At 61.3% G+C, this 20,706-nt stretch carries 14 protein-coding genes and 1 pseudogene; 9 read left to right on the forward strand and 6 right to left on the reverse strand.

The features are described from left to right. Positions 1 to 123: 123 nt before the first annotated feature. The 5 genes from HXX25_RS08775 to HXX25_RS08795 form a co-directional block, all read right to left on the reverse strand. A complete protein-coding gene (locus tag HXX25_RS08775) occupies positions 124 to 2,253 on the reverse strand; it encodes a M13 family metallopeptidase (RefSeq protein WP_233346616.1) in 2,130 nt (709 codons plus the stop codon). A 141-nt stretch (positions 2,254 to 2,394) separates the two neighbouring features. After that, the gene (locus HXX25_RS08780; protein ID WP_187165555.1) at positions 2,395 to 4,488 is read right to left on the reverse strand and encodes a M13 family metallopeptidase; all 2,094 of its coding nucleotides are present in this window, start codon (positions 4,486 to 4,488) and stop codon (positions 2,395 to 2,397) included. 118 nt (positions 4,489 to 4,606) lie between these two features. Next, on the reverse strand, positions 4,607 to 7,816 hold the full coding sequence (locus tag HXX25_RS08785) for an efflux RND transporter permease subunit (protein ID WP_187165556.1): 3,210 nt from the start codon (positions 7,814 to 7,816) through the stop codon (positions 4,607 to 4,609). 33 nt (positions 7,817 to 7,849) lie between these two features. Continuing rightward, positions 7,850 to 9,145 (reverse strand): efflux RND transporter periplasmic adaptor subunit, encoded by a 1,296-nt coding sequence (locus HXX25_RS08790; protein ID WP_187165557.1) that lies wholly within the window; start codon positions 9,143 to 9,145, stop codon positions 7,850 to 7,852. Positions 9,146 to 9,154: 9 nt separating this feature from the next. Then, positions 9,155 to 10,543 carry an efflux transporter outer membrane subunit gene (locus HXX25_RS08795; protein ID WP_187165558.1) on the reverse strand — a complete coding sequence of 463 codons (1,389 nt, stop codon included), beginning with the start codon at positions 10,541 to 10,543 and terminating at the stop codon, positions 9,155 to 9,157. Between the two features lie 245 nt (positions 10,544 to 10,788). Between HXX25_RS08795 and HXX25_RS08800 the strand changes: the two genes are divergently transcribed. From HXX25_RS08800 to HXX25_RS14420, 7 genes and pseudogenes are all read left to right on the forward strand, one after another. After that, a complete protein-coding gene (locus tag HXX25_RS08800; RefSeq protein WP_233346617.1) occupies positions 10,789 to 12,177 on the forward strand; it encodes an ATP-binding protein in 1,389 nt (462 codons plus the stop codon). A 166-nt stretch (positions 12,178 to 12,343) separates the two neighbouring features. Further along, on the forward strand, positions 12,344 to 13,945 hold the full coding sequence (gene pstC / locus HXX25_RS08805) for a phosphate ABC transporter permease subunit PstC (protein ID WP_187165559.1): 1,602 nt from the start codon (positions 12,344 to 12,346) through the stop codon (positions 13,943 to 13,945). Then, positions 13,938 to 15,674, forward strand: coding sequence for a phosphate ABC transporter permease PstA (gene pstA / locus HXX25_RS08810; RefSeq protein WP_187165560.1), 1,737 nt, complete (start codon positions 13,938 to 13,940; stop codon positions 15,672 to 15,674). The genes pstC and pstA overlap by 8 nt, the downstream gene beginning before the upstream one ends. Before the next feature lie 2 nt (positions 15,675 to 15,676). Continuing rightward, the gene (pstB, locus tag HXX25_RS08815; protein WP_370543732.1) at positions 15,677 to 16,489 is read left to right on the forward strand and encodes a phosphate ABC transporter ATP-binding protein PstB; all 813 of its coding nucleotides are present in this window, start codon (positions 15,677 to 15,679) and stop codon (positions 16,487 to 16,489) included. Between the two features lie 20 nt (positions 16,490 to 16,509). Next, positions 16,510 to 17,211, forward strand: a complete 702-nt coding sequence (gene phoU, locus HXX25_RS08820; RefSeq protein ID WP_187165562.1) for a phosphate signaling complex protein PhoU — start codon at positions 16,510 to 16,512, stop codon at positions 17,209 to 17,211. A gap of 14 nt (positions 17,212 to 17,225) precedes the next feature. Further along, positions 17,226 to 17,522 (forward strand): annotated as a pseudogene (locus HXX25_RS14415) (response regulator); the annotation flags it as partial. 206 nt (positions 17,523 to 17,728) lie between these two features. Next, the gene (locus tag HXX25_RS14420; RefSeq protein WP_370543733.1) at positions 17,729 to 17,917 is read left to right on the forward strand and encodes a winged helix-turn-helix domain-containing protein; all 189 of its coding nucleotides are present in this window, start codon (positions 17,729 to 17,731) and stop codon (positions 17,915 to 17,917) included. A 3-nt stretch (positions 17,918 to 17,920) separates the two neighbouring features. On the opposite strand, the gene HXX25_RS08830 is transcribed toward HXX25_RS14420, so the two are convergent. Beyond that, the gene (locus HXX25_RS08830; RefSeq protein WP_187165563.1) at positions 17,921 to 18,436 is read right to left on the reverse strand and encodes a GcrA family cell cycle regulator; all 516 of its coding nucleotides are present in this window, start codon (positions 18,434 to 18,436) and stop codon (positions 17,921 to 17,923) included. Positions 18,437 to 18,647: 211 nt separating this feature from the next. Between HXX25_RS08830 and HXX25_RS08835 the strand changes: the two genes are divergently transcribed. Both HXX25_RS08835 and HXX25_RS08840 read left to right on the forward strand, forming a co-directional pair. After that, positions 18,648 to 19,463 (forward strand): ABC transporter permease, encoded by an 816-nt coding sequence (locus HXX25_RS08835; RefSeq protein ID WP_187165564.1) that lies wholly within the window; start codon positions 18,648 to 18,650, stop codon positions 19,461 to 19,463. A gap of 57 nt (positions 19,464 to 19,520) precedes the next feature. Continuing rightward, entirely contained in the window at positions 19,521 to 20,702 is a 1,182-nt protein-coding gene (locus tag HXX25_RS08840; protein ID WP_187165565.1) for an aspartate aminotransferase family protein, read from the forward strand. Positions 20,703 to 20,706: the final 4 nt, after the last annotated feature.

Genomic DNA, 20,706 nt, shown 5'->3' on the forward strand with positions numbered 1-20,706 from the left:
CGCGCCCGAAAGGCAACCGCCCACTGCATTTTTGATATCAGGCGGACGTCGGTCAACGTCTCGATTCTGCGCCAAAAAAAGGCCCGGCGCAGCGGCCGGGCCTTCTTCAGCGTTGAGTTTCGCTTACCAGATGCTGACCCGTTCTTCCGGCGGCAGGTAGAGCTCGTCATCCTCGGAGATGTTGAACGCCTCATACCAGGCATCCATGTTCCGCACGACGCCATTGGTCCGATACTGGTTCGGGCTGTGAACGCCCGAGATCAGGCGCGAGCGCATGGACTCCTCCGTGCGCAGACCGCGCCAGACCTGGGCCCAGGCGAGGAAGAAGCGCTGATCGCCCGTAAAGCCGTCCAGAACCGGGGCTTCGCCGTTCGAATGATCGGCGAGATACATGTGATAGGCGTGGCGGGCGATGGAAAGTCCGCCGAGATCGCCGATATTCTCGCCCATTGTCTGGTTGCCACGAACGCACTCGCCTTCCACCGGACAGAAGCTGTTATATTGCCCCTCGAGCACAGAGGTCCGCGCTTCGAATTCATTGCGCGCAAACTCGGTCCACCAGTTGCGTTGCAGCCCGGTACCGTCCGAGCGGCTACCCTGATCGTCAAATCCGTGGCCCATTTCGTGGCCGATCACGCCGCCAATGGCGCCGAAATTGACCGCCGGATCGGCGTTCGGATCAAAGAAGGGCGGCTGCAGGATAGCGGCCGGGAAAACGATCTCGTTACGCTGGGAGGAATAATAGGCATTCACCGTTTGCGGGCTCATGAACCATTCCCACTGGCGGATTGGACCGCCCAGACGCGACCGTGAATCGTCGCGATACCATTCGGCAATCCGGTGCGAATTGCCGATCAGATCACCTTCGACGATGTTGATCGAGGAGAAGTCACGCCACACTTCCGGATAGCCGATCTTCGGCAGAAAGGCTTCCAGCTTGTCGAACGCTTCAGCCCGTGTCTCGTCATCCATCCATTCGAGGGTTTCCAGACGATCGGCGAAAGCGCGGCGGAGATATTCCACCAGCTCGGTCATCTGGTCGCGATAATCGGCCGGGAAATACCGCTCGACATAGACCTGCCCGAGCGCTTCACCGAAGCTGCCATTGACCATCTGAACCGCCCGCAATGCACGCGGACGCTGTTCTTCCGTGCCGTTCAGCTGGCGGGAATAGAACTCCCATGACGCCTGATCATAGGCCTGCGGCAGCATGGCTGTATGATTGTCGATGTAATGGAAGGTCAGATAGGACTGCAGCGTCTCGACCGGCGTTTCGGCAAACAGCTGGGACAGGCTCTGAACCGCCGTGTTCTGGCCGACGATGATCTCTGCCTGACCGGCACCGCCACCGGCTTCGATGAAGGTCTCCCACGGGAAGCCGGGCGCGTAGGACATCAACGCGTCGACCGTCTGCAAATCGTAATTCGCGATCCGGTCACGCACCTGGTCCAGCGGCCAGTGGATATCCGCAATCGCGGTTTCGAATGCCAGAATGGCTTCAGCCCGCTCGCGGCCATTTTCGATACCGGCGCGGTCAAACAGACCGGCCATGTAATCGACATAGGCAGCGCGGTGTTCCGGGAAGGGCTCTTCATCGCGCAGATAATAGTCGCGGTTGGGCAGACCCAGGCCCGCCTGACCGGTGGAAATCACATAACGCGTGGGGTCGCCCGGATCGATGGTCACGCCAAACGACATGATGGACGGATAGTTCAGCGCGCCCATCAGGCGGGCAATGTCCTCATGCGTGGATGCTGTCATCGCGGCATCAATGCCGTCTTCGAGCGGCTCAAGGCCAAGGGCTTCGATCCGGTCGGCATCAAGATAGTCATTGTACAGAGTGGCGATCTGGTATTCCGGTGTGCCTTCGGCGTTATCGGTTTCCGACACTTCCTGAATGATGCCCTCGATACGCGCCTCGGTCTGGAGATAGAGTTCGGTGAAGCCGTTCAGGCTGGAAAAGCCCGGCGGGAATTCAGCCGTTGCGAGCCAGCCTTCATTGACATAGCGGAAGAAGTCATCGCCCGGCTCGATCGTGTCGGAGATGTGCTGTGTCTCCACACCCCAGTCGCCGAGAATGGCCTCACCCGATGCTGTCTGTTCCGGCGAATCCGCTGCGCCGGAAGTCTCCGCGGCACCCTCTTCCATGGTTTCGGTTTCTGTCGACGTATCGGTATCGTCGGTCATCTCGGTCGGGCTGCACGCCGCGACGAGAGCAAAAGCGCTGGATGCCAGCAATAGTTTCCTGATCACAATCAAGCTCCCCAAAGTCAATTCAATGGAGATACCTAGCGTAGATTGCGGCAGGCTCAACTGAATTTCCTGTCATTTTCGCAAAAGAAAACGGCCCCGCACGGAATGCGGAGCCGTTATCCAGTCAAAGTCTGTCTCTATTTACCAGATCCGGACGCGTTCTTCCGGCGGCAGGTAGAGGGCATCATCCTCGGTCACTTCGAACGCCGCATACCAGGCATCGAGGTTACGGACGACGCCATTCGTGCGGTATTGCGACGGGCTGTGCGGGTCCGTGACCAGACGCTGGCGCAGATTGTCCTCACGATAGAGACGGCGCCAGACCTGCGCCCAGGCGAGGAAGAAGCGCTGATCGCCGGTCAGACCGTCCAGCACTTCGGCTTCACCGTCGCAGCAGGCGGCGAGATGGCGTTGATAGGCGGAATAGGCCATCTGAACACCGCCGAGATCGCCAATGTTTTCGCCCATGGTGAAAGTGCCGTTCACGAACTCGCCCTCGATCGGTGAATATCCGTCATACTGGATCCCCAGACGTTCAGCACGCTCGTTGAACGCGTCATTGGTCGCTTCCGTCCACCAGTTGCGATACAGGCCGGCTTCGTCGAACTCGCGGCCCTGATCGTCAAAACCGTGGCCGATTTCATGACCGATCACGGCACCGATCGCCCCGTAATTGATCGCCGCATCGGCATTCGGGTCAAAGAAGGGAGCCTGCAGAATGCCGGCCGGGAAGGTGATCTGGTTCATCAACGGATTGTACGACGCATTCACCGTTTGCGGCGGATACGGCCACTCATTGCGATCGACCGGACCGCTCAGGTCTTCGACCTGCTGGTTCCAGTTGAATGCATTGATCCGTTGCAGATTACCGAACAGATCATCAGCGTCGATTTCCAGCGAGGAATAATCGGTCCATTCGTCGGGATAGCCGATCCGCGGCTCGAAGGTCGACAGCTTGAGCAGGGCCTGCTCGCGCGTTTCATCGTCCATCCAGCTGAGATTTTCCAGACGCTCGGCAAAGGCCGCCGTCAGATTGGCCACCAGATCTTCCATCTGATCCTTGGATTCCGGCGGGAAGTGGCGGTCGACATAGACCTGACCGACAACCTCACCGAGGGATCCGCCTACCAGATTGACGCCGCGGCGATCACGCGGCCGCTGTTCTTCCGTACCGTTCAGCGTCCGGCCAAAGAAGTCGAAGCTGGCAGCGTCGAAGGCCGTCGGCAGGGCATTCGTGTTCGAATTCAGAGCGTGGAAGGTCATGTAATCGCGCAGAATGTCGATCGAGGTGTCCGCGAAAACGGCTGCCGATCCTTCGAGCGCGCTCGGTTGCGCCACGATGTAGGTCTCGAGACCGCCAATACCCAGCCCGTCAAAACCGGCCGTGAAGTTGAACGCCGGGGCCAGCTCCGCCAGTTGCTCCGCTGTCATCGGATTGAGGATTTCGGAAATGATCCGGCTACGATCCTGTGTCCAGTGGGTCTCCGCAATGCGGGTTTCCAGCGCCAGAATGGCCTCTGCCTTTTCCGCACCGCCGTCGATACCGGCAAGATCAAAGATCTGTGAGATGTAGGCGACATAGGCTTCGCGATATTCCTGATAGCGCTCGCCTTCATTGAGGTAGAAATCCCGGTCCGGCAGGCCCAGACCACCCTGACCGACGAAAACGGTATATTCTGCCGTATTCGCGGGGTTCGGGATAATGCCGACACCGAACATCGACTGATGGTGGAGCGACGAGAACAGCGCAGCAAAATCGTCATGGTTTTGCGCCGCATCGATTTCAGCCAGCAGCGGCTGGATCGCTTCGAGACCGCGCGCATCCAGCGCTTCTGTGTTCATCCAGCTGGCATAAAGATCGCCAACCTGCTGTTCCGGGGATCCGGCTTCGCCGTCGGTCTCGGCCAGCTCGACGATAATCGCCTGGACCTGCTGTTCAGCTTCCAGCGCGAGCTCGGTGAACATGCCGTAATTGGAAAGGTCAGCCGGAATTTCGGTCGTGTCCAGCCACTCGCCATTGGCATAGCGGAAGAAGTCATTGCCCGGGTCGACCGTGGTATCCATACCATCAAGATCAAAGCCCCACTCGCCAATTTCGGCAGCGGCCATTTCTGTCTGGCCGCCATCCATGGTCGCGCCGTCGGTCGGATCAACAGTGGTGGTGTCCGTGGTCTGCGGCTCGCTGCACGCGGCCAGCAAGGCCAGACATGCGCTGCCCAATAGCAGTTTCTTCATCGTCAGTTTCCCTTCTGAGACCGGTTCCCCACCGGCATTTCGAAATTTGATAATGGCTTATACGCCAAGCGAGGCGGGCTGACCAATCCGCAACGCGGACGGGTCAGCCCGGCCTGCACTATTCGGCCGGCTGAATGGTGCCGACATCGGTCTCCGGCGCGCCGCTTTCGGTCTCGTGATAGGTCGAGCCGATCCCCGGCAGCTTCTGACCGGTCCACATGCCGACCACACCGCGCTTGATATCAACGCCGATGGCATAGAGTGCCGGTACCAGAAGCAGGGTCAGGAAGAGGGCAAAGACAACGGCAAAGCCCAGAGACACGACCATCGGCTTGAGGAATTGCGCCTGCGTCGAGGTCTCCGCCATCATCGGCAGGATGCCGAGGAAGGTGGTGACCGAGGTCAGGATGATCGGCCGGAAACGCTGCACGCCGGCATCCACCAGAGCCTGGAAGGCCCCGACGCCATTGGCCCGCAACCGGTTTACAAAGTCGACCAGCACCAGGTTGTCATTGATCACCACACCGGCGGCCGCACCGACCCCGAAGAAGGAGAAAAGCGCGAACGGCATGTCGAATAGCAAGTGCCCGAACACAGCGCCGGCATAGGCAAACGGGATGGCGATCATGATCAGCGCCGGCTGGGCATAGGACCGGAAGGCAATCGCCAGCAGAATGTAGATGCCGCCCAGAACCAGGATCACCAGATTGAACAGCTCGGCCATGAACTCGGCCTCACCCTGCGCCTGGCCGAATTCCTGACGGCTGACATTGGGGTGGCGCTCCGACCAGGCCGGCCAGAAATCCGCATCCATGCTGTCCATGACCTCACCGCGCGCGGTCGGATCCGTCAGCTCTGCGGCCACCGTAATCGTCCGCATGCGGTCGCGGCGATTGATACGGTTGAGGCCCGGGGCGAATTCCACATCAGCCACAGCCGACAGCGGTACTTCGCGTCCATCTGCCGTGCGGATGCGGAAATCGCGCAGCGTATCCAGAGACCGGCGCGCATCTTCCGGGAAGCGCAGCATGACGCGCACATCCTGTCCGTTGCGGGGCAAGCGAACCACTTCCTCGCCATAGAAGGCCTGCCGCACCTGACGCGTAACATCCGCAAGCGTGATGCCCAGCGCCTGTGCGTCCGGCCGCAGGGAGAATTGCAGTTCCTCGGCAGAAGACTGCAGGTTATCGACCACGTCATAGAGCGTGTCATAGGAGCGGAGTTGTTCTTTCAGCTCATTTGCCGCAAGCCGCAACTCGTCAAGGTCCTGACCGGAAATCGCAAAGCGGAGCCCGTTACCACCATTGTTGAGCGTGGTGTCGAGACGAACCTCCTCAGCATCCGGAATCGGTCCGAGGAAATCGCGAATCTGCTGTGCCACTTCTCGCGTCGTTAGACCGCCGGGCCGGACTTCCGGCTCGGCCAGCGTGATCCACGCTCGCACACGGCCATCCGTGGCCAGTGTCGAGCGGCTTTCGATCATGTCGCCCTCGCCCGGATAGACCTCGCGATAATGCTCCAGCGTCAATTCCTCGGCACGCTCCAACTGCTGACGCACCGCTTCGGTTCGTTGCCAGGGTGTGCCTTCAGCCAGCTGGATGCTGGCCTGAATGGTCTCGTTCTCGATTTCCGGCATGAAAACGCTGCCGACCCTGTTGGTCGTCTGCAGGACAATCGCGACCGCAAAAAGGCCGGTGAAGAAGATCAGGGTCGAATAACGGCGCTTGATCGCAAAGACAACGGCATGCCGGTAAATATGCCGGGCAAACCAGATCATTGTATCGGCGATTGCACGCTGCAGCTTCAGCAACGGGCCGAAGAAGCCGTCCATCTTTTCCGGCTTCATGTGCGACAGGTGGGCCGGCAGGATCAGGAGCGATTCAATCAGAGAGAAGGTCAGAGCCGCGATCACGACCAGCGATATCTGACGGGTGAACTGGACTTCCGGACCGGACAGCATCATCCAGGGTGCAAACATCAAAATGGTGGTGATCACCGCAAAAATCACCGGCTTGGCTACCATCTGGGTTCCCAGCACGGCTGCCGTCAGGCCGGTTTCCCCGCGCTCCACCCTGTTATGTATGTTCTCGCCGACGATAATCGCGTCATCGACCACAATCCCGATCACGATCAGGAAGGCGAACAGCGACAGCATATTCAGCGTCACGCCCCACAATGGCAGCAGCAGGAAGGCGCCCAGAAAGGCCACGCCAATTCCCACCGTCACCCAGAAGGCCACGATGGGACGCAAGAAGAGCACAAGCGCGATCAGCACAAACAGCATGCCCCATGTCGCACTGCCGACCACGGTATCCACCCGCGCCTCATACATTTCGGCATTATTCCACCAGAGCGACATGGAGACGCCCTCTGGCAGGGTCGCTGACCGGCGTTCGATGAATTCCTGAACGCCGTCCGAGACATTCACCACATCCATGCCGGGACTGGAGATGATAACGACCAGCGCCATCGGCTCGCCATTATAAGTCCCGACCAGATTGGCATCGACGAATCCGTCCGTGACATCGGCAATGTCGCTGATGCGAATCGTCCCGCCGGCCGATGTCTGGCGCACAACGATATTCTCGAAATCCTCTGCGGAATCGCCCAATTGGCGCGCGGTCAGAGAGACATCGCCGATATCCGTCCGAACCTGTCCGGCCGAGGCATTCAGCGATGAACTCCGCAGCGCGCGGGCCACTTCGTCAAAGGTCAGATTATAGCGGCGCAGGTCGCTTTCATTGACCTCGATCGCGACTTCCTCATTCAGCGTTGCCCAGATCTGAACCAGAGAAACGCCGGGCACATCAGCGGCGACTTCATCGCGGATTTCGCGCGCAATACGCTGCAAATCGCGGCGCGGAACGTGCCCGTGTACGGCAAATCCGACGACCTGATCTTCATTTCGCCACTGGCTGACAATCGGACGATAGGCGGAAGGCGGCAGGTTGTTGACGGAATTCACCTGCTGCTCGATTTCATTGATGAAGGTGCGCATATCGACAGATCGCGACCCTTCGATATTGATGAAAGCCGCCCCTTCACGCGCCGTCGAGGTCATGTTTTCAATGCCATCGACGGAGGACACGGCCTCCTCGATGCGGACAACAATCTGCTCTTCCATCTCCTGTGGAGACGCGCCCGGCCAGGTCACCTGCACGGTTGCGCCGGCAAAGCTGGCCGTTGGAAACACCTCGCGGTTCATGGTCATCAGACCCATAATGCCGCCGACAATGGCGACCAGCATCAGGAGGTTGGCGGCCACGCCATTGCTGGCCCACCACGCAAGAATGCCCTTATGCTCTGTTTCCTGTTTCGGGTCCGTCATGACCGTCTCCCTGGTCTTGTTCTGTTGGCTGATCTAGTCAGCACTGGCGACTTGAGCGGCCTGATCCTCGCCACCATTTTCGGCAGCGTCGTCATCGGCTTCATCGTCGTCGCGATCGGTTTCAATCACTGCAGACCGCTCTGCGATCAGCTCGCCGGCCTGATCGAAAGTCCGGATGCGCATGCCATCGCTGGCAGCACGGATCGGGCTGGTGATCACCATGTCGTCGGCTTCAACACCGCCTGAAATTACCAGACGATCCGGATCGGACGTAATCACACTGACGTTACGAATGCCGAGCGTACCGCCTTCCTGAGCGACATACACGCTATCGGAACCCCGCAGAGCCGACCGCGGCAGGACATAGGCATCGGCCACTTCGCGGCCCTGCACCTCGGCATCCACAAAGAGGCCGACCGGCAGCGGCGAACCGCCCGCCTCTGCGGCAGCACCATACGGATCATTGACCTGCGCAATGGCATAGAGCACGCGCGTCTGGGTATCAATCGAACTGTCGGTCCGCACCAGTTGGGCCTCCCATTCGCGATACTGGCCGGCCAGAACCGCCGAAATCCGCACACTGGGTCCCGGATTGGCTTCAGTCGCCTGAAAGGCCACCGGAATATTGAGCATCGACAATTCATTGTCGGTCAGCGGCAAGCGGATTTGCACAGCCTCGGTACCGAACACTTCACCCAGAGGCGTGCCGGGTGACACGAACTGGCCGACATCAACGCTCTTGACGCGGACGCGGCCGGCGAACGGCGCGGAAATCCGTGTACGCTCCAACCCGAGACGAGCTTCCTGAAGCTGGGCATTGGCCGCCGCCAGCGAGGCCCGTGCTTGTGCCAGTTGAGGCTCACGCAACGTCAGAGCCGAAGCCTGGCCTTCGCCCAGCTCTTCCCATTCGGCTTCGGCCAGATCGGCTTCCGCCTGCTCGCGCACCAGCGCCTGCTGGGCCTGAGCGACTTGCGCCTGGGCCCGCGTGACAGCAAGACGGTAGTCGGCATCATCCACCTGGATCAGGGTTTCACCAGCTTCGAAAAAGCCACCTTCGATGAAGTTGGGGTTCACATAAACGATGCGTCCGGACACCTGCGGCACCAGATTGATCTGCACCAGAGGACGGACTTCGCCCTGCGTGGTGACCGTCAACGTCACATTGGTATTTTCAACGGGCGCCGCAAAGACCGCGACCGGCCGGGGCTCGGCGCTCGCGCGCTCGGGTTGGGGCGCGGTGGCGACCATCATAAAAATCAGAGCGCCAAAGCCCAGGATCACTAGCAATGGCAAACCCACAAGCAGGCCTCTTCCCAAAGATTTTCTCATAACGGTTTCCTATCCCTCTATGCCGCGCAGATCGGGAGCGTCGAAGCTTCCGCCGATTGCGAGGTAAATATCAACACGATTGGTGGCCCGCTCACGGCGGGCGGCGATGTACTGACCTTCTGACGCAAATCTACGACTCTGAGCGTCCAGCAGTTCAAAAACAGTGGCGAGGCCCGATCCGTATTGGCGGATCACGAGCTCTTCGGCGGCGGCGGCCTGTTCATAGGCATCGCGCAGCGCTTCCACGCGCGCGGCCAGAATGCCGTCGGCATAAATGGCATCTTCCGCTTCACGCCAGGCCGACAGAACCGTCGTCGCATAAGCGGCCAGCTGGGCTTCCGCAGCTGCTTCGGCGCGGTCGCGTTCGGCGCGCAGGGCACCGCCATTGAAGATCGGTGACGTCAGCGAGCCGATGGCGGTCGCAATATAGGTGTCGATGTCGAAAATATCGGCCGGATCGGTCCCGCCCGTATCCAGCGTGCCGCGCAGCGTCAGGCTGGGCAGCAGAGCGTCCCGGGCAATTTCCGCCTGCAGGCCAACGGCCTGAAGCCGCGCTTCGGCGGCGCGCAAATCGGGACGGCGAACGAGCAACTCACCCGGCGCACCGATCCCAGCCAGAGCGTCGAACTCCGGCAGATCGGCATTATGTTCAATCGCGCCCGCCGGATAACGACCGAGCAGGATTTCAAGACTGCGGGCGGCAGAGGCTTCCGCGCGTTGACGTGACGCCAGAACCGCCTGGCTCGACGCCAGAGCCGAGCGGAATGTCCGCACATCGGACGAGCGCGACACGCCAGCGCCAAAACGGCGTTCGATCAGGCCGAGCGAGCGCTCCTTGGCCTGCACATCGCGCTCGGCCAGATCTGTCTGAAGGCGCGCTTCAACCAGAAGGAACCAGGCGCGGGCGACCTGTCCGGCCACCGACAGGCGGGCGCCATCATAGTCAGCATCCGTGGCCTGATATTCCAGAACGCCGGCTTGCGCACGGGCCGCCAGCCGGCCCCAGAGGTCCGCTTCCCACGATACGCCGATCCCGGCACCATAGCTGGTGGTGCTCGCCGGATCGGTTTCGCGCTGGGTGATACCCAGATCGGCATTGACGCTCGGCAAACGGCCGGCATTCGCTGCGCGGGCACTGGCGCGTGCCGCCCGGATGCGGGCTTCAGCGGATAAAATGCCGGGGTTTTCGACAACCGCTTCATCAATCAGAGCAGCCAGCCTGACATCGTTGAACGTCGCCACCCAGTTATCGATCCGGGTGGTATCGGCATCACCGCCAGACGCCCAGATCATGGGCGAGGAGGGCAGCGCATCGCCACCGCGCAGAGCCGGGCCCGTGGAAGCACAGGACGCCACAGCAAGGGCGGTAACGGAGAGGAGGAGGCTTTGTTTGATCATACTGGACTCTTGATGCCGGGGGCGGCGGATTTGGATGCACCCTAGATTCAGCTTTTCGAAAGTCAACAAACTTTTATCGAAAAACAGTAATTTTTTAGCGATGATCATCAAAAAACTCTCGAATATCACTATGATAGTTGGTGATATCGGTGACGGCTCACGTCACGAGGATGTCCCAGAAGCGGTTGATTACCATCTGAATTATGGCCCTTATGAGTCGCAGAACAGCAGAAGGCGAATGAATTTTGAGCAAGGATTCCCCATCCGAGCTGGAGGGTCATCGCCTCCGGCGGCGCGATACACTCGCCCTGACCGTGTTATCTGTCGCGGTCCTGCTCGTTCTGGCGATGTCCGGTGCGGTCACATTATGGGTCGCGCTCTCGGCTGCCATCGCCATCGGCGCCCTATCCTTTATCTATTTTCTTCTGATCACCACCGTGTCCGCTCCGCGCGCGCAAACGGCCTCGGCCAGTCCGAAAGCCATCGCCACAGGCACGGCGTCGCCGGCGCGCGAAATTCTTGAACAACTTCCCCTGCCCGTTCTGCTGGTCGGTCGCGGCGGCCGTATCGAACAGGCCAACCCGGCCGCGCATGAATTTCTGGGCCTCGGCAATGAATCTGGCCTGCTGTCGGCATCGCTACGCCAGCCCAAAGTGCTGGAAGCCGTCAGCGCCGTCTTGCAGGGCGACAAGGCGCGTATCGTCGAATATTCAACGCTAGCCCCCATAGAGAGCCATGTCCGTGTCCACGTCATGCCGCTGAAAGCCGAAGAACCCGGAAGTTATCCCTGGCGGGCGCTGCTGGTCCTGGCGGATGAAACCTCCAGCAAGCGCGCCGAACGCATGCGCGCCGACTTTCTGGCCAATGCCAGCCATGAATTGCGCACCCCCCTCGCCTCGCTTGCCGGCTTCATCGAAACGCTGCGGGGCCATGCGCGGGACGATATGGCGGCGCGGGACAAATTCCTGTCCATCATGCAGGATCAGACCGAACGCATGCGGCGCCTGATCAACGACCTCTTGTCACTGAGCCGCGTGGAAATGGACGAGCACGTACCGCCCAGCGGCGAAGCTGATTTCGCGGCCATGACGCAGAACACGATCGATTCTGTGCGTCCGCTGGCCCAGCCGAAAGATATCCGGATCGAGTTTGAAGGCGACCGGAATGCCCCGGTCATCGGCGAACGGGACCAGTTGTTCGAAATTGCCCAGAACCTGATCGAGAATGCGATCAAGTATTCCGCACCCGGTTCGCGAATCGTCTGCGATATTCACGCAGATATCGGCCGTGAAGACATTGACCGCCTGACCGGCAGTCTCGGCCCCGATGCCGGCCGCCTGACCATCGCCGCGCCGGGCCGCGCGGCTGGAATGCGGTTCGCGATGTTGCGGGTACGCGATGCCGGCAAGGGGATTGAACGCCGTCACCTGCCGCGTCTGTCCGAACGCTTCTATCGCGTGGATGGTCAAAAGAGCGGACCGAGAGAAGGCACGGGCCTGGGTCTCGCTATCGTCAAGCACATCGTCAGCCGGCATCGCGGAGGCTTCTTCGTCGAAAGCTTGCCTGGCGAAGGCAGCGTCTTCGCAGTCAGCATTCCGCGGCAAGTCGTGGAAGCGGTGCCCTCTGACACCTGACGGCCGTTATCAGCTGCAGACGAGAACCGTGTTTCCGGGCCGCCCTCGGGTGGCGTCATTAAACTGTTATGAAAATGACATAAGCGCGCCGTGAACCGCCTGCTAGGGGTCGCGGAAGCTCTACTTTGGCAGCCTTGGCCGCATGACGTAAATCGACGGGACTTAAATGCCGATCAACGCCCTCATTCTGTTGATGATGCTCGTGCTCATCTCGGCGGCATTCTATGTCGGCCGGACGCGGGCCTTGCGGTCAGCCGGACGCGAAGCCATCAATCTGCATTCACTGCCAAATTACCATGGCTATTTCGTTGCGCTGTGGACCGGCACGCCGGCACTCCTACTGATGGCGGCGCTCGCCATGTTCGGGCCCAGCCTGACCGAAACCGTTGTTGAATCGCGCCTCAATCAGGCTGCCGCACCGCTTATCCAGGACTTCGAAACGCGTCAGGAAAACGATTCGCTGATCGCGTCCGCGCGGCGCACGCTGGAGGCATCGGACAATGTAAACGCCGCGACCGAAGCCCGCGCCACACTTCAGAGCCGGCGGACCGCGATTGCGGCCGAGATCACGGCATCTGCCCGGCAGAACAGCGCATCGCCTCTGTCGCTCGCCGGTTTCGAATATGCCAATCTGCCGCCCGAACGCCGGGGTCTTTTCATCAACGACGCCCGCGCGCTCGCCTTTGACAGCCAGCCCAGCGAAATCACGCCCGCCATTGAAGCTACCGCTTCGGCTTTCCGCCCGGTCGATCAGGCGATTCGATATGGCGGAGCGGTTCTGGCCATTCTTCTGGCGCTGGCCGGACTGGTGTGGTCGCGATCGCGAGTGAAAGCCGGCTTCCGCGCCCGCAACCGGGTCGAGAGTGCCTTCATGGGCTTCCTGATGCTGTGTTCCGGAATCGCCATCCTGACCACAATTGGCATCGTTGCCTCGCTATTGTTTGAATCGCTGCGCTTCTTTGAAGCCATCAACTGGCGGCTGGACCAATTCCTGTTCGGGACGCAGTGGAGCCCGCAGACCGCCATCCGCGCAGAGCAGATAGGGCAGACGGGCGCCTTCGGCGCGGTGCCGCTATTTGCCGGCACCTTCATGATCACCATCATCGCCATTCTGGTGGCCGGGCCGATCGGCCTCTTTGCCGCCATCTACCTGTCGGAATATGCCGGCAAGCGCACCCGCAACATCGTAAAACCAGTCATGGAAATTCTGGCCGGTATTCCGACGGTGGTGTATGGCTTTTTTGCCCTCCTGACTGTCGGCCCGGCCATCCGGGCGGCGGCCCAGTTTGTGGGCTTTGAAAGCGCCGTCACCCAGTCTGCCCTGTCCGCCGGACTGGTCATGGGCGTGATGATCATCCCCTTTGTGTCCTCCCTGTCCGACGATGTGATCAACGCCGTGCCGCAAACCCTGCGCGACGGTGCCTATGCGATGGGCGCGACCAAATCGGAAACCGTCAAACAGGTCATCCTGCCCGCCGCCCTTCCGGGCATTGTCGGCGCCTTCCTGCTGGCGATCAGCCGCGCGGTCGGCGAAACCATGATCGTCGTCATGGCCGCCGGTCAGGGGGCCAATCTGACGGCCAACCCGCTGGAATCCGTGACCACCATCACCGTGCAGATCGTCATGCTGCTGACCGGCGACCAGGAATTCGACAGTGCCAAGACATTGTCCGCCTTCGCCCTCGGCCTTGTACTTTTCATCTTCACGCTGGCGCTGAACGTGATCGCGCTGCGCGTCGTGCAGAGATATCGGGAAAAATATGATTGATCGCACCGATATTCAGGCCGCTGTTCAGGCCCGCCTCGCCAAGCGCTATCGCGCCGAAGGCCGGTTCCGCATGTTCGGCATTCTGGCCATCATGTCGGCCATCGCCGTCCTGATCCTGCTGATCGGCTCCATCGCCAGCCAGTCGATTCCGGCGTTTCGCGTCCACGAGCTGACCCTGCCGGTAACGCTGGAGGGTTCCCGGGTCGATCCTGCCGGTGATCGCAGCGAAGCCTCGCTCCGCCGGGGACCATATAACAGCCTGTTGCAGGAAGCCCTGCGCGCCGAATTCCCGCATATCCAGGAGCGCGACGAACTGCGCGAACTCTTCGGCCTCTATACGCCGCTCAATTCGGCCCGGCTCCAGAACCATGTGCTGGATAATACGGATCTGGTCGGCCAGACCATCGACTTCACCTTTCCGATTTCCGACGATGCCGACCTCTATCTTCAGGGGCTGACCACGACCTCCAGCGAGGCCGCACCCGGCCTCGTCGCGACTCCGTCCGGCAGAACCGGCGATATCAGTATTTTCGCGAATGCCAATGTGTTCTCGCCGATTGTTGCGGATATTCGCGCCCAGCTGACAAGCGAGGCCGAAGAGCTGGAAGACCGGGCCGCACGATATGAAGCACGCGCAGCAAACTCGTCCGGGGACGAGGCCGCCGCAAGCCTGACGCGCGAGGCCGAACAGGCCCGGACCCAGGCCGCCAGCCGCCGCGAACTGGCCGCACCGGGCGGCGACGGCATCAATATGTCACCGGATTTGCCCAGCCGTCTCGTCCGCATGAATGGGGGCATCATCCAGATCGACCGGATCAGTGATGGCGGCCGCACCGCCGAAGGCCGCGTCCTCGTGGCGCTGGACAGCACGGAGGCCGGCAGTGAATGGACCATCTGGACGCTGGACGTACCGCAGGCCGAACGCCGCATCACCGACGCACAGATCGCATGGGCCGAAACCCTGCTGGCGCGCGGCCGCGTGGTTCAGGGCTTCAACACCTATCTCTTCACCAATGCCGATAGCCGCGAACCGGAACTGGCGGGCGTGCTGGGTGCTGTCATCGGCTCGGGTCTGACCATGCTGGTCACAATGCTTCTGGCCGTCCCCATCGGCGTGGCGACTGCAGTCTATCTGGAAGAATTTGCGCCCAAGAACCGCATCACCGGCTTCATCGAGGTCAATATCAACAACCTCGCCGCCGTCCCCTCCATCGTCTTCGGCCTGTTGGGACTGGCGGTGTTCATCAGCCTCTTCGGCCTGCCGCGATCCGCCCCGCTGGTCGGCGGCATGGTGCTGGCCCTGATGACCTTGCCGACCGTGATCATCTCCTCGCGCGCCGCCCTGAAAGCCGTGCCGCCTTCCATCCGGGAAGCCGCGCTCGGCGTGGGCGCATCGCGCCTGCAGACGGTCGTACACCACGTTCTGCCGCTGGCCGCGCCGGGTATTCTGACCGGATCGATTATCGGGTTGGCGCAGGCCATGGGCGAAACCGCGCCGCTATTGATGATCGGCATGGTCGCCTTTGTCGCCGACACGCCCAGCCTCTCGGCCGCCGGACTGACCGAGCCGGCGACGGTCATGCCGGTCCAGATTTTCTTGTGGTCCGACGGTGCCGAGCGCGCTTTCGAACCCCGCACGGCCGCCGCCATTCTGGTGCTGCTGGCCCTGATGATTGTGTTTAATGCGGTCGCGGTCCTGCTGCGCCGCCGGTTCGAGCGGAGATGGTAGGTATGGCGGATTCCGGTAGCCGGACCTCAACGGTTTATCACGACATTGCCAGGAGCATTAAGGGCAAGATTACCCTTGATGGCGTGAATGTCTTCTATGGCCCCAAACAGGCCATTTATGACGTCTCCATGGAAATTGCCGATCGCTCGGTGACCGCCTTCATCGGCCCGTCCGGCTGTGGCAAATCCACCATTCTGCGCACCATCAACCGTATGAATGAAACGATCGATATTGCCCGCACGGATGGCTCCATCCGCATTGATGGCGAAGAGATCAATTCCAAGGCCGTAGATCCGGTCATCCTGCGTGCCCGCGTCGGCATGGTGTTCCAGAAACCCAACCCGTTTCCGAAATCCATCTTCGACAACGTCGCCTATGGCCCGCGCATTCACGGTCTCGCCTCGTCCAAGAGCGAGCTTGCCGATGTCGTCGAGACCAGCCTGCGCAAGGCCGGCCTGTGGGACGAGGTCGCCGACCGTCTCGACCAGCCCGGCACCGGCCTCTCCGGCGGTCAGCAACAGCGCCTCGTGATTGCCCGCGCCATTGCCGTCAGCCCGGAAGTCATCCTCATGGATGAACCCTGCTCCGCACTCGACCCGATCGCCACCGCCAAGATCGAGGAGCTGATCGACGAGCTGCGCGAGAATTACTGTATCGTCATCGTCACCCACTCCATGGCGCAGGCCGCGCGTGTTTCGCAAATGACCGCCTTCTTCCACATGGGCGATCTGGTCGAATACGGCCCCACAGAAGAGATTTTCACCAATCCACACGAACCCCGGACACAGGACTACATCACCGGACGTTTCGGCTAGGCCACTGAAAGAGCAAAGCCATGAATAGCCAACTCCCCTCCCACACGGTTCGCGCCTATTCCGACGAACTCAACGCGCTGTCCGATGAAATCGCGCGCATGGGTGGCCTGTGCGAAAGCCAGGTGACCGATTGCATCGCCGCCGTCATGCGCCGCGATCCGGAATTGGCGAAACAGGTGGCCGAGAGCGACCACCGGGTCGATGAGCTGGAAACCGCCACGGAAAAGCGCGTCATCCGCATGCTCGCCCTGCGCCAGCCCATGGCGTCTGACTTGCGCGCCACCATCGCCGCCTACCGGATTTCCGGCGATCTCGAGCGCATCGGTGATCTCGCCAAGAATATCGCCCGCCGGACCCACGAACTGAACAAGTCCGAACCGCTGGAGCTGACCCGCAGCGTCGAGCGCATGGGCAAGATGGTCGTCAGCAATCTGCACCGCGTGCTGGATGCCTTCTCAGCCGGTTCGGCAGAGGAAGCCGTTGCCGTCTGCCGCTCCGACGAGGAAGTCGACGAGCATTATAACAGCCTGTTCCGCGAGCTCCTCTCCTTCATGATTGAGGATCCGCGCACCATTACGGCCAGCGCTCACCTGTTGTTCGTGGCCAAGAATCTCGAACGCATTGGCGATCACACCACCAATATCGCCGAAATGATTCACTACCTCGTCACCGGCGCGGAACTGCGCCGTGATATCCGCCGCGACTCCAACGACGCGGCCTGAGCCCGGAGATCAAGATGGACCCGCATATTCTGGTCGTTGAAGACGAGGACGCGCTGGCGACCTTGCTTCAGTACAATCTGGAAAAGGAAGGCTATCCGCGTATCCGTGGTGGCCGGCGACGGCGAGGAGGGGCTGGTGCTCAGATCGACGAGCGCCTGCCCGATCTGGTGCTGCTGGACTGGATGCTGCCCAAGGTGTCGGGCATCGAGGTGTGTCGGCGCATCCGCGGCCGGCCGGAAACCCGCAATGTGCCGATCATCATGCTGACGGCGCGCGGCGAGGAAGCCGACCGGATTCGCGGTCTGGACACCGGCGCCGACGACTATCTGACCAAGCCCTTCTCGATGACCGAGCTGATCGCCCGCATCCGGGCGGTGCTGCGCCGCATCCGTCCCGGTCTGGCCGACGACCGGATCAACCACGGCGACATCGTCATCGACCGGGTGGCCCACCGGTGCGCCGGGCGGGCAAGGAAATCCACCTCGGCCCGACCGAATTCCGCCTGCTGGACCACTTCATGCAGCACCCGGGGCGGGTGTTCAGCCGCGAGCAGCTACTGGACGCGGTTTGGGGCTCGGACGTCTATGTCGAGGCGCGCACGGTCGATGTGCACGTCGGCCGCCTGCGCAAGGCCCTGAACGTTGAAGGGACCGCCAATCCCATCCGCACGGTGCGCTCGGCGGGATATTCGCTGGACGCGAAATAGCCCCTAGAAATTCACGCGCCGTGTGGCTTGCAGCGCGTCCAGAGCGGCTTGCGCGTCGGAGACTTTCCGCTTGCGCTTCTGCTGCGGCTGGTAGGCGATCTGGGCGTGGGCCTCGCAATAGGCATCCCCGGCTTTCGTGCGGTGGCCGCAGAAACGGAAATCACCGCTGGCCGGATCACCGATGGGCCATTTGCACATCGAATCCTTCAGCGTCAGCACGGTGGCGAATTCACCATTCGGCAGGCGCTCCGGCGCAGGCGCTTCAATCGCCGGCTCCATGACCTTGCGCGTAACGGGCGCTTTCGCCTTCACCGGTGTGACGACGCGCGGCTTGGGCGTACGCGCCGGACGGCTGGACGGGCGCGACGGTGCGGCGCGGCCGGACAGGCCGAGACGGTGCACCTTGCCGATGACGGCATTGCGGGTGACGCCGCCAATCTTCTTGGCGATCTGGCTAGCGGAAAGGCCTTCGGCCCACAGCTTCTTCAATTCTTCAACGCGATCGTCAGTCCAGGCCATTTTTCGCTCCACCAGCTTTGCGGTGATACTATGGGCGGTAGCCCCGCCTTCGTCATCCGCAATATGTTGTGTCTTGTCCGAGATACAGTATCCAGAACGCCCCGCACCACAAGATGCGCTCGCTGATTCGCCTGTGGAAAGCTGATTCGGATGCAGTTGACCGCCATCATCCGGCTCGCCCGAAAGCCCGGTGCGTGCTAGTTGGCTGGCTATGACAGAGACTCACACCACCCGCCCCGCTCCCGTGCCGCGCCGCTTCGGAGCGCTCAACACGCTTGGCCTGTGGACGCTCTACCGCAAGGAAGTCCACCGCTTCGGCAAGGTGATCATCCAGACCGTATTTGCACCGGTCGTGACCACATTGCTGTTTTTCGCAGTGATCAATCTGGCCTTCGGCGAGCGCCGCGGCGATGTGGCGGGTATTCCGTTTTCCGATTTTCTGGCCCCCGGCCTCATCCTGATGGGACTGTTGCAGAACGCCTTTGCCAATTCCTCGTCCTCCATTCTGGTGTCGAAGGTGCAGGGCAATTCGGTGGATTTCCTGATGCCGCCCCTGTCCGCGCTGGAGCTGATGATTGCCTTCATCGCCGGCGCGGTGACGCGCGGCGTGGTCGTGGCCGCGGCCACGGGTATCGTCATGGCCTTCTTCGTCGATCTGACGCCCGCGCACATCTGGGCGATCGTCTTCTACGCCATCACCGGTGCATCGCTCCTGGGCATGGTCGGGCTGATCGGCGGCGTCTGGGCGGAGAAGTTTGACCACATCGCGGTGATCACCAACTTCATCATCACGCCACTGACCTTCCTCTCGGGCACCTTCTATTCCATCGAGGTCCTGCCCGAGCCGTTTTACACGCTCAGCCACATCAATCCCTTCTTCTACATGATTGACGGCTTCCGCTATGGCTTCACCGGGCATGCCGACGGCAGCATTCTGGCAGGCGTACTGATCATACTGGCGCTGAATGCCATCCTGATCGCAATCTCCTATCTGGTATTGCGCTCCGGCTGGCGCTTGAAGAGTTAGCGAGACAGGCCTAGACGGCTTCTGGAATAACACCACACATTCAAGGGAGATCACTTCATGCCTGCACCGCTTATGGACACCTATGCGCCGCCGGATCTTGTTTTCGAGCGCGGAGAAGGCGTCCGCCTCTATACGGCTGAAGGAAAATCCTGGCTCGACTTCATTTCCGGCATTGCGGTCAACGCGCTGGGTCACCACCATCCCAAAGCCGTCGCCGCTCTGAAAGAGCAGGCCGACAAGCTCTGGCATCTCTCCAACATGTTCCAGGTGCCGGGCCAGATCGAACTGGCGAAGAAATACACGGACGCCACCTTTGCCGACCGCGTCTTCTTCACCAATTCCGGGACCGAGGCCATCGAATGCGCGCTGAAGACGGCGCGCCGCTATTTCTACGACAAGGGCGAGCCGCATCGCTATCGCATCATCACCTTCACCGGCGCCTTTCACGGGCGCACCTATGGTGCCATCAATGCTGGCGGCAACCCCGCCTATCTCGAAGGCTTCGGCCCCCGGATGGAAGGCTTTGATCAGGTGCCGTTTGGCGATCATGACGCGCTGAAAGCGGCTATCACCGAGGAAACCGCCGCCATTCTGGTCGAGCCGGTCCAGGGTGAAGGCGGCGTTCGCGCCATTCCCGAACATTGCCTGCGCGGCCTGCGCGAGATGTGCAACGAGCACGGCCTCCTCCTGATGTATGATGAAGTCCAGTGCGGCGCAGGGCGCACCGGCAAGCTGTTCGCGCATGAATGGGCCGGCGAGGCCCGGCCTGACATCATGGCTGTGGCCAAGGGCGTTGGCGGCGGCTTCCCGATGGGCGCCTGCCTGACCACCGAAGAGGTCGGCAAGGGCATGGTCGTCGGCACCCACGGATCGACCTTTGGCGGCAATCCGCTGGCCATGGCGGTCGGCAATGTCGTTTTTGACGAACTCACCGCGCCGGGCTTCCTGGATAACGTCAACAAGGTCTCCAACTTCATGCACCAGCAGCTGACCGGCCTCGCCGATCGCCATTCCGGCGTCGTGACCGAAGTGCGCGGCAAGGGCTTGCTGATGGGTCTGAAACTCGTTGACGGCGTCGTCGCCAAGCAATTTGCCGGCATGGTCCGCGATCGCGGCCTGTTGATCGGGGCTGCGGGCGACAATGTCGTGCGCATGGCACCGCCGCTGGTGATTGACGAAGCCGATGCCAGCGAAGCCATCGGCATCCTGGATGACACGCTGAGCGACGTGGCAAAGTAGGCCT

Source organism: Hyphobacterium sp. CCMP332, assembly GCF_014323565.1.
Classification (GTDB): domain Bacteria; phylum Pseudomonadota; class Alphaproteobacteria; order Caulobacterales; family Maricaulaceae; genus Hyphobacterium.

What these genes read in the sequence shown, in the direction of transcription:
- HXX25_RS08780 (WP_187165555.1), bottom strand. Translation starts at nt 4,488, where the DNA reads ATGAAGAAACTGCTATTGGGCAGCGCATGTCTGGCCTTGCTGGCCGCG.
- HXX25_RS08785 (WP_187165556.1), bottom strand. Translation starts at nt 7,816, where the DNA reads ATGACGGACCCGAAACAGGAAACAGAGCATAAGGGCATTCTTGCGTGG.
- HXX25_RS08790 (WP_187165557.1), bottom strand. Translation starts at nt 9,145, where the DNA reads ATGAGAAAATCTTTGGGAAGAGGCCTGCTTGTGGGTTTGCCATTGCTA.
- HXX25_RS08795 (WP_187165558.1), bottom strand. Translation starts at nt 10,543, where the DNA reads ATGATCAAACAAAGCCTCCTCCTCTCCGTTACCGCCCTTGCTGTGGCG.
- pstC (WP_187165559.1), top strand. Translation starts at nt 12,344, where the DNA reads ATGCCGATCAACGCCCTCATTCTGTTGATGATGCTCGTGCTCATCTCG.
- pstA (WP_187165560.1), top strand. Translation starts at nt 13,938, where the DNA reads ATGATTGATCGCACCGATATTCAGGCCGCTGTTCAGGCCCGCCTCGCC.
- pstB (WP_370543732.1), top strand. Translation starts at nt 15,677, where the DNA reads ATGGCGGATTCCGGTAGCCGGACCTCAACGGTTTATCACGACATTGCC.
- phoU (WP_187165562.1), top strand. Translation starts at nt 16,510, where the DNA reads ATGAATAGCCAACTCCCCTCCCACACGGTTCGCGCCTATTCCGACGAA.
- HXX25_RS14420 (WP_370543733.1), top strand. Translation starts at nt 17,729, where the DNA reads ATGCAGCACCCGGGGCGGGTGTTCAGCCGCGAGCAGCTACTGGACGCG.
- HXX25_RS08830 (WP_187165563.1), bottom strand. Translation starts at nt 18,436, where the DNA reads ATGGCCTGGACTGACGATCGCGTTGAAGAATTGAAGAAGCTGTGGGCC.
- HXX25_RS08835 (WP_187165564.1), top strand. Translation starts at nt 18,648, where the DNA reads ATGACAGAGACTCACACCACCCGCCCCGCTCCCGTGCCGCGCCGCTTC.
- HXX25_RS08840 (WP_187165565.1), top strand. Translation starts at nt 19,521, where the DNA reads ATGCCTGCACCGCTTATGGACACCTATGCGCCGCCGGATCTTGTTTTC.